The organism is Rhodococcus tukisamuensis NBRC 100609, from assembly GCF_001894985.1.
Classification (GTDB): domain Bacteria; phylum Actinomycetota; class Actinomycetes; order Mycobacteriales; family Mycobacteriaceae; genus Rhodococcus_G; species Rhodococcus_G tukisamuensis.
The window spans coordinates 283,309-292,321 of record NZ_BCXG01000006.1; the positions used below are offsets into that span (position 1 = coordinate 283,309).

The following is a 9,013-nucleotide window of genomic DNA, read 5'->3' on the forward strand; positions in this document are numbered from 1 at the left end:
GCGGCGGCGATCCGTCGTCCGGTCAGTGCACCGGGTCGTCGTCCTCCTCGGCGGCCCGGCGGCGGGGCTCCTCGTCGCGCGGCGGGAACAGGCCCGGGCCTGTCGGTCCGCCGTGCGCGAGCACCGCGTGCTCGTACGCGGACTCGGCGTGCAGCGCCAGGTCGACGCCGGTGATCTCGTCCTCGGCGCTGACCCGGAACCCGAGGTACCGGTCGATCAGCTTGCCGAGGCCGTAGCTCATGCCGAACGCGTAGAGGCCGACCACCAGGACCGCGGCGACCTGCTTGCCGAGCTGGGCCAGCCCGCCGCCGAACAGCAGCCCGGACACGCCGCCGGTCATCACCTTCGCGGCGAGCAGGCCGATCAGCAGGGTGCCGACGATCCCGCCGACCAGGTGCACGCCGACCACGTCGAGCGAGTCGTCGTAGCCGAACTTGAACTTCCAGCCGACCGCGAACGAGCAGACGCCGCCCGCGACCACGCCGATCACCGCGGCGCCGCCAACCGTCACCCAGCCGCAGGACGGGGTGATGGCGACCAGGCCCGCGACCACGCCGGACGCGGCGCCGAAGGTGGTGGGGTGGCCGTCGCGGCGCTGCTCGACCACCAGCCACCCGAGCATGCCCGTGCAGCCGGCGACCAGTGTGTTGAGGAAGACGGCGGCCGCGGTGCCGTTCGCGGACAGCGCGGAACCGGCGTTGAAACCGAACCAGCCGAACCACAGCAGGCCCACCCCGAGCAGCACCAACGGCAGGTTGTGCGGGCGCATCGGCTCGCTGCGGAATCCGATGCGCGGGCCCAGGACCAGCGCCAACGCCAGGCCGGACGCGCCGGAGACGATCTCCACCACGAGGCCGCCGGCGTAGTCGAGGGCGCCGAGGCGGGCGATCCAGCCGTCCGGACCCCACACCCAGTGCGCGACGGGGACGTACACGGCCAGCGTCCAGACCGGCACGAACACCATCCACGAGGAGAACTTGGCGCGGTCGGCGATCGCGCCGCTGATCAGCGCGGCGGTGAGGATCGCGAAGGTGAGCTGGAAGGTGGCGAACAGGAACTCCGGCACCGTGCCGTGCAGGGTGGTCGGGTCGATGCCCGTCATCCCGAAGTGTTCGAGCCCGCCGAGCAGGCCGCCGCCGATGTCGTCGCCGAAGGCCAGGCTGTACCCCACCAGCAGCCAGACGACGGTGACCAGGGCGATGGCGACGAAGCTCATCATGATCATGTTGAGCACGCCCTTCGAGCGCACCATGCCGCCGTAGAACAGGGCCAGTCCGGGCGTCATGAGCAGTACCAGCGCGGTGCTCACGAGCAACCAGGCGGTGTCGCCGGCGTCGATTGTCTGCACGTCAGTCCTCCTGTCGGTGCGGGATGTTGCCGCATCGGTAACTGACGATGCGGGGCTGCGGTTTCACCGGCGCGGCGGTCGTGTTGCGGCTGTGTTTCGGATTTTGCACAGGTCGTCCGAGGTCGGGCGGTGACACGTGACGCCGTGGTCGCGGGACGCGCGCGGGTCGCAGTGGTCCGTGGGCGCAATGTCGGGCATCGCCCCGGTACCCTCACCGCGTGGCCCTCTACCGGAAGTATCGACCGGCGACCTTCGCTGAAGTGGTGGGGCAGGAGCACGTCACCGAACCCCTGAGCACCGCCCTGGACGCCGGACGTATCAATCACGCCTACCTGTTCTCGGGTCCGCGCGGCTGTGGCAAGACGTCCTCGGCCCGGATCCTGGCGCGCTCGCTGAACTGTGTGGAGGGACCCACCTCCACACCGTGCGGGGTGTGTCACTCCTGTGTCGCGCTGGCGCCCGGCGGTCCCGGCAACCTGGACGTGATCGAGCTCGACGCGGCCAGCCACGGCGGCGTCGACGACACCCGCGAGCTGCGTGACCGGGCCTTCTACGCGCCCGCGGAGTCCCGCTACCGCATCTTCATCGTCGACGAGGCGCACATGGTCACCACGCAGGGCTTCAACGCCCTGCTCAAGATCGTGGAGGAGCCGCCGGAGCACCTCATCTTCGTCTTCGCCACCACCGAACCGGAGAAGGTGCTGCCGACCATCCGGTCGCGCACCCACCACTACCCGTTCCGGCTGCTCGCGCCGACCACCATGCGCGGGCTGCTCGAGAAGATCTGCGCGCAGGAGCACGTCGCGGTCGACCCCGCGGTGTACCCGCTGGTGATCCGGGCGGGCGGAGGCTCGCCGCGTGACTCGTTGAGCGTGCTGGACCAGCTGCTCGCCGGCGCGGGCAGCGAGGGCGTCACGTACTCGCGGGCGCTGTCGCTGCTCGGCGTCACCGACGTCGCCCTGATCGACGACGCCGTCGACGCGCTCGCCGTCGGTGACGGCGCGGCCCTGTTCGGCACGGTCGACAAGGTGATGGACGCCGGCCACGACCCGCGGCGGTTCGCGGTGGATTTGCTCGAGCGCATCCGTGACCTGATCCTGATGCGGGCGGTGCCCGACGCGGCCGAGCGGGGCCTGGTCGACGCGCCCGGCGACGTGCTCGAACGGATGCGGGAGCAGGCCGAGCGAATCGGCCCCGCGACGCTGGCCCGGTACGCAGAACTGATGCACGCCGGACTCGGCGAGATGCGCGGCGCGACGGCGCCCCGGCTGCTGCTCGAGGTGATGTGCGCGCGGATGCTGCTGCCCTCGGCTTCCGACGCGGAATCGGCTGTGCTGCAACGCCTGGAACGGCTGGAGCGGAGTCCCGGCGTGAGCGTGCCCGCGGCCGGGCAGGCGGCGCGGACGCCCGCGGCCGCGGAGCCCGCCGCTCGGCCGAGCGCGTCGGCCGGCCCGGAACCCGAGCCGATCTACCAGCGGCCCTCGCAGCGGTCGGCAACGCAGGCTTCCGAGCCGGCGGCCGCACCCGTGGAACCTGCTCCGGTGCCTGTCGCCCCGGAGCCGGTGGCACATGTGGCCGAGCCGGTTCCGGCGCCGGTGGTCGAGCCGGCAGCGCCCGCACCGGCCCCGGTGGCCCAGGCGCCCGAGCCCGTGACCCCGGTCGTCGAGCCGCCCGCCCCGGAACCGGAGTTCGCGCGGCCCGAGCCGGCGGCCCAGGCCGCACCGTCCCCGGAGCAGTTCGAGCCGGAGCCGGAGCCCGCCGCCCCCGTACGGCAGCCGGCCGTTCCGGTCGAGATGCCCGTGCAGGCAACGGAACCCGCGCCCGAGCCGGAGCCCGCACCCGAGCCGATGCCCGAGGCGGAACCGGAGCCCGCACCCGCAGCGGCCGGCCAACCCGACGCCGCCGCGGTCCGCGCGGTGTGGTCCGAGGTCCGCGCCAAGGTGCGCGAGCGCAGTCGTACCGTGGAGGTCATGCTCTCCGGTGCCACCGTGCGCGCGATCGAGAACAACCGGCTGATCCTCATCCACGCCTCGGCGCCGCTGGCCAAGCGGCTGGTCGAGGCGCGCAACGCGGACGTCATCCGGGACGCGCTGCGCGAGGTGTTCGGGGTGGACTGGACCGTCGACTGCGAGGTCGGCACCGCGGAGCCCGTCGCGCCGGTGCAGCGTGCCGCGGCCTCGCGGGAGCCGTCGAAACCGGCTGGCGGGCCGAGGTTCTCGCGGCCGAGTCAGGGAAATGCCCAGCCGTCGCGGCCGCGCCCGTCGGGGGACTCCGTCGACGACATCCCGCCGCCGGACTACCCGGACTACCCGGATGACCCGGGCCCGCCGCCGAACGAGCCGGAGCCGCCGACCCCGGAGAACGTCACGCCCGAGGACGAGGAAGAGATGATGGCGCAGGCCGCCGAGCCTGGCGCCGAGTCTGTTCGGCGCGACCCGGTGGAGATGGCAATCGAACTCCTGGCGGACGAGTTGGGCGCCAAGCGCATCGAGTGACGCGGTAGTCCCGCGGCGCGCACCGATCTGGAAGGGTGCCGCGTCCGCCTGCCGACCGTCCGACCGTCCCCAATGTCACATTGGGTCCCCCAGGGGCACCCGATGTGACATTGGGGAGCGTGACGGGGGTCGGTCAGGCCGAACGCTTGCGCACGGCGCCGAGGCTGCGCCGCGCGAACTCGACGCTCAGCCCGACGATCTCGCGGCTCTCGCTCAGGATCGGTCCGATCACCGGGAAGGCGTGGATCTGGCCGGCCCACAGGTGGGTCTCGACGGGCTGCCCGGCCCGCTCGAAGCGGGCGGTGAGGTACTCGACGTCCGGGCGCATCAGTTCGTACTCGGCGGCGACCAGGAACACGGGCGGGAACAGGGCCGGGTCGGCGTCGATCGGAGACTGCGCCCCGATGATCTTCTCCGGTCCGGACAGCCAGCGATCCTTGACCTTGCGCACCTGGTTCATCGGCAGGTACGCGTCCCGGCGCATGAACTCCGGGTCGTGCGCCTCGAGGTCGAGGTTGAGCAGCGGCGAGTACCCGAGCACCGCGGCCGGCGTCGGCAGGCCCTGCAGCGCCGCGATCTCGGCCACCTTCATCGCGAGGTAGCCGCCCGCGGAGTCGCCGGCGACGACGATCTTGGTGGGGTCGTCACAGCTGTCGAGCAGTTCGCGGTACGCGGTCATCGCGTCGGCGATCGAGGTCCCGATGCCGCCGTGGGGGAGCTGGCGGTAGTCCACCGACACCACCGGGGCGCCGGAGTAGGCGGCGAGCTGGGCGCAGACGCCGCGGTGCGAGCCCAGCCCACAGAACAGGAACCCGCCGCCGTGGAAGTACAGGACGGTGGCGCCCGAGAAGGCGTCGCCGGCCTGGCGCGGGTGGGTGACGCGTTCGCACCGCACCCCGCCCAGCGTCATCGGCTCGACGGTCGTGTTCGGCGGCGCCGGCATCCGGTCCAGTCGGCTCTCGAGCCGGGCGAGCACGGCCAGGCCGCGGTCGCCGGTCGGCCACGCCGCCATCACCGGCTTGACGACCGCGCGGGCAAACCCGAAGACGAGGTGCGCGCGCCAACTCGTCTTCCAGTGCCAGATCGTGGATCCACCCGTTCGCATGCCGTCCCCTTCGCCGCCTGCCATGTGCCGGGACCACCATAGGGCGGTCAGGGTCGGGGCACACGGCAACGCGAGGGGCGCGGACGAGAAGTCCGCTCGGACACGGGTGAAACTGTCGGGTGAACGTCGGCGTGATGTCGATCCCGCGCCTGGTCAGAGGTGTGAGCCCCGGACCTCGGTGAGCCGGGCTCAGGCCCGCGCGCCCTCCCGGGCCCGCAGTCGCTCGCGGGTCTCCTCGAAGCGGACCGCCTTGCGTGAGAGTTCCTCGAGGTGGTCGGCAAGCCGGTCCCGGGCCCGCTCACCGACCGCGGTGAAGTCGTTGCGGTCGAACACCTTCCACATCCGCAGCACCGGCCACAGCACGTCATCGAGGTGCTGACGCAGGTCGTAGATGCCGTGGGTGGCGAGGAGCAGCGCGTTGCGCCGGAAGTCCGGCATCGACAGACCGGGCATCTGGAACCGGATCACCACCTCGGTGATCGCGTCCATCGCCGCGTCGGGCGTCAGGTCGAGGGCGGCGCCGGCGAGCGTCCGGTAGAAGACCATGTGCAGGTTCTCGTCGGCGGCGATCCGGTCCAGCATCCGCTCGGCGTCGGCGTCCGCGCAGGCTTGACCGGTGTTGCGGTGTGAGAGTCGGGTCGCCAGTTCCTGGAAGGTCACGTAGGACACCGAATGCAGGAAGGAGCCGTCCATCGGCGAGGTCAGCCCGGTGGTCATGTGCGCCATGCGCATCTCCTCGAGCCGCACCGGGTCGACGGATCGGGTCACCGTCAGGAAGTCCCGCATCACGATGCCGTGCCGGTTCTCCTCGGCGGTCCAGCGGTTCACCCAGGTTCCCCACGCCCCCTCGCGGGAGAAGCTCGCCGTGATCTCCCTGTGGTAGGACGGCAGGTTGTCCTCGGTCAGCAGGTTCGTGATCATCGCCGCCGTGGCCACCTCGGAGAGCCGGGACTGCTCGGGCGCCCAGTCGTCGCCGCCCAGTGCGGCGAAGTTGCGACCCTCGTCCCACGGCACATAGTCGTGCGGGTGCCAGTCCTTCGCGATCGACAGGTGCTGGTTCAGGCCGGACTCGACGGTCGGCTCGAGCTCGCGGAGCAGTTCCAGTTGGTTCGGGGTGGAGATGGTCATCGGTTCTCCCTGCCACGCGTCACCGCCCGCAGGGACTTCGAGGGGACACGCCGTACTTCTGCCGGTAGGCCGCCGCAAAGCGGCCCGTGTGGGTGAACCCCCACCGCAGCGCGACGTCCGGCACGGTGCGAGGCGGTTCGGCGTCGAGCAGTTCCTCGTGTGCTTGCCCGCGCGGCGCGGGCCGTACCCAATTGAACACCGAGATCCGGGGCACTTCCAGGTATCGGCTGGATTGGCAGCTGTCCCTGCCAGGCCACGCGTTCGTCAACCAGTCCCGTGGCCGCGCTGTGGGTGGTCGCTACCGATGTCGAGTCCAGCTGCCGCTGGCAGTGAAATTTTCCCGACCGCCCGGGACACCCGCCCCTGGTGCCCGGGACGGCGGGCACCGCACGCTGCTCAGCAGGACATCCGCGATCGGGCCACCCCTCGGCCACGAGCAAGAAGGAGACTGCAGATGAACACCACCACTTCCGTCGACCCGGGCGTGAGCTCCGCCCCGCCGGCACGGCGGATGTTGCTGTGGGCGGCGACCGGCGCGGTCGCGGGCCTGGCCGGGATCGTCGGCATGCAGGCCAGCACCCGGATCACCGCCGTGTACGAGGAGGGCGTCGCGGGCAACGCGGCGGCCGTCATGGGCCGCCTCGCCGAGCAGCGCACCCTGATCCTGGTCGAGCACGTCGGGCTCGCGCTCGCCGCGCTGCTGCTGCTGGTGTTCGCGGCCGGGCTGCACCGGTGGCTGGCGTCGCGCCTGGCTCCGGAAAGCCTGCTGCCGTCGGTCGCGGCCGGTGGGCTGATCCTCACCTCGGCGGCCTGCCTGATCGGGACCGGACTGACCACCGAGCTGGTGTTCGCGCTCGGTGAGGGCGACCGACTGGTGCCCGAGTTCGCGGTGGTCGGAGCGCACTGGATGGGAACCATTCCGTGGTTGTGGGCGGGCGCCGGGGTCAGCGCGCTGGCGGTCGCGGTGGCGTCGCTGCGGCACGGGGCCGTGCCGCGCTGGCTCGGCTGGACCAGCGCTGTGCTCGGGGTGGTGACCGCCCTGTTCGGTATCTCCCCGCTGCAGTACATGGCCGGGTTCACCGGCCCGGTGTGGGTGCTGGTGTGCGGGATCGGACTCTGGTTCACGGGGCGCGCGGACCGTCCCTGACCGAAGATAGGCCTCCGGCCCGTGAGTCCTTCCGGTCCCCATGCGGACCAAAGGGACTCACGGGCGAGGGAGTCGCTTACGGAGGAAGGAATCGCGGGTGGGAGAGCGAGTTGGGGGGTCGGCGGGCACCGGCGGATGGCCGATGCCCGCCGCCGTGCTCGCGGTCGGGGCCTGGCTGCTGGTGGTGCTGTCGGTGGTCGCTTTCCTGGCGGCGAACCCGACCCTCGATACGAACCAGTTGTTCTTCCTGGTCGACGCGGTGGGCGCCGGTGTGTACGGCACTGTCGGCGGGGTGGTGCTCGCACGGCGGGTACATCCGGTCCCAATCATGCTGGGCCTCACTGCGATCGGGTTGGGGCTGGCCGCGTTCAGCTATGCCTACACCCAGCTGGAGGCCGCGCGTCCCGGGTTGCCCGCGGTCGCTGCTATCGAACCGTTTCAGAACACGGCGTGGATTCCAGGCACGCTGGCGCTGTTCCTGGTGGTGCCCTGGCTGATCCGCGACCACCGGATCGACGTGATCGCTCGGATCGGGTTGCTCGCGGGCGTCGCCGCGACGGTCTGGTTCTTCGCCGCCCGCACCTACGCCGACACTGCACCGATCGCCTTGGTGGCGCCGGTGGTCGCCGTCGGGTTGGCCGCGACCGCCGACGCGGGGAGGCGTTGGCGTCGCGGTCCGGCCCCCGAGCGCGTCGGGCTCGGCTGGCTGACCCTCGGCACCGCGCTGATGACGCTGTCCTTCGTGCCGCTCGCGCTGCCCGCGACGTGGCCGAACATGTGGATGATCACGCCGCTGACCCACCTCGCGGTGCAGGCGTTCTTCCCAGCCGCGATCCTGGTCGCCGTGCTGCGGCAGCGGATGTGGGGCCTGGATCTGGCGGTGAGCCGCGCGGTGGTCGCGGGCACCCTGGCAGCCGTGTTGCTGGCCCTGTACGTGCTCGTTGCGACCGCCCTGGCTCGGCTGCTGCCGACCGCGGACTCGGCGTTGGCGCAGGCGCTCGCCGCGGGTGCGGTCGCGGTCGCGGTGCAGCCCGCGCGGCTGTGGCTGCATCGGCGGGCGCACAACCTGGTGTACGGCGACGGCGTCGACCCGGCGCGCGCCGCACACCGGCTGGGCCGCCGGTTCGCGTCCGCGGAGACGCCCGAAGACCTGGTCTCCGAGCTCGCACTGGGCGTCGCGGCTGCGCTGCGGCTCGAGTCGGTCACGGTGTGGTTGCCCGACGCGGACGAGCCGGTGGTCCGCTGTGGCGCCCCGACCGGTGCCACGACCGCGGTCGAGCTGATCCACCGCGGCGAGGCCGTCGGCCGACTGGAGGCCACCGCGCCGCCGGGGGAGTCGCTCGGAGCGCGTACCCGGAAGTCCTTGGAGGAGTTGGCCTCCGTCGTCGGCGCCGGACTGGTGTTGGCGCAGTCCGCACGCGACCTCGACGCGGCCCGGGATCGGCTGTCCACGGTCCGGCTGGAGGAGCGGCGGGTGATCCGGCGCGAGTTGCACGACGGGCTGGGCCCGTCTCTGGCCGGAATCCGCTTGGGGCTGCAGGGTGTTCGGAACCTGCTCCGAACAGACCCGGCTGCCGCGGGCCGGTTGCTGGACTCGCTGCAGGAACAGCTCGACCACCAGGTGGATGGGGTGCGGTCCTTGTCGCGCGCTCTGTTTCCCCCGATCCTCGACGAGCTGGGGCTCGCGGCGGCGCTGCAGGAGTTGGTCACGCAGCACGCCCGTGCAGGGTTCGTGCTCGAGGTGGACGCACGACTGCCGGCGGGCCTCGACCCACATGTCAGCGCCGCCG

Annotated in this window: 7 protein-coding genes; 3 read left to right on the forward strand and 4 right to left on the reverse strand. The window is 72.0% G+C overall.

Annotated features, from left to right (window positions below; translation table 11 throughout):
- Positions 1-22: 22 nt before the first annotated feature.
- Positions 23-1,348: an ammonium transporter gene (locus tag RT2_RS09840; RefSeq protein ID WP_072844589.1), complete on the reverse strand. Its 1,326-nt coding sequence runs from the start codon at positions 1,346-1,348 to the stop codon at positions 23-25.
- Positions 1,349-1,566: 218 nt separating this feature from the next.
- Here RT2_RS09840 and RT2_RS09845 point away from each other — a divergent pair, with 218 nt between their 5' ends.
- The gene (locus RT2_RS09845) at positions 1,567-3,843 is read left to right on the forward strand and encodes a DNA polymerase III subunit gamma and tau (RefSeq protein ID WP_072844590.1); all 2,277 of its coding nucleotides are present in this window, start codon (positions 1,567-1,569) and stop codon (positions 3,841-3,843) included.
- A gap of 133 nt (positions 3,844-3,976) precedes the next feature.
- Here the strand turns inward: RT2_RS09845 and RT2_RS09850 are convergent, their stop codons facing one another.
- The 3 genes from RT2_RS09850 to RT2_RS09860 form a co-directional block, all read right to left on the reverse strand.
- Positions 3,977-4,948 (reverse strand): alpha/beta hydrolase, encoded by a 972-nt coding sequence (locus RT2_RS09850; RefSeq protein ID WP_072844631.1) that lies wholly within the window; start codon positions 4,946-4,948, stop codon positions 3,977-3,979.
- A gap of 189 nt (positions 4,949-5,137) precedes the next feature.
- On the reverse strand, positions 5,138-6,076 hold the full coding sequence (locus tag RT2_RS09855) for an acyl-ACP desaturase (RefSeq protein WP_072844591.1): 939 nt from the start codon (positions 6,074-6,076) through the stop codon (positions 5,138-5,140).
- 19 nt (positions 6,077-6,095) lie between these two features.
- Complete coding sequence (locus RT2_RS09860) at positions 6,096-6,290, reverse strand: helix-turn-helix domain-containing protein (protein WP_072844592.1); 195 nt, start codon at positions 6,288-6,290, stop codon at positions 6,096-6,098.
- A 240-nt stretch (positions 6,291-6,530) separates the two neighbouring features.
- Here RT2_RS09860 and RT2_RS09865 point away from each other — a divergent pair, with 240 nt between their 5' ends.
- Positions 6,531-7,223 (forward strand): hypothetical protein, encoded by a 693-nt coding sequence (locus tag RT2_RS09865; RefSeq protein ID WP_072844593.1) that lies wholly within the window; start codon positions 6,531-6,533, stop codon positions 7,221-7,223.
- A gap of 142 nt (positions 7,224-7,365) precedes the next feature.
- Positions 7,366-9,013, forward strand: a 1,648-nt coding sequence (locus RT2_RS09870; RefSeq protein WP_255312524.1) for a sensor histidine kinase, incomplete at its 3' end; no start/stop codon positions are given.

Excerpts from the sequence above, each read along its gene's own strand:
- RT2_RS09850 (WP_072844631.1), bottom strand. The coding sequence starts at position 4,948 with ATGCGAACGGGTGGATCCACGATCTGGCACTGGAAGACGAGTTGGCGC.
- RT2_RS09855 (WP_072844591.1), bottom strand. The coding sequence starts at position 6,076 with ATGACCATCTCCACCCCGAACCAACTGGAACTGCTCCGCGAGCTCGAG.
- RT2_RS09865 (WP_072844593.1), top strand. The coding sequence starts at position 6,531 with ATGAACACCACCACTTCCGTCGACCCGGGCGTGAGCTCCGCCCCGCCG.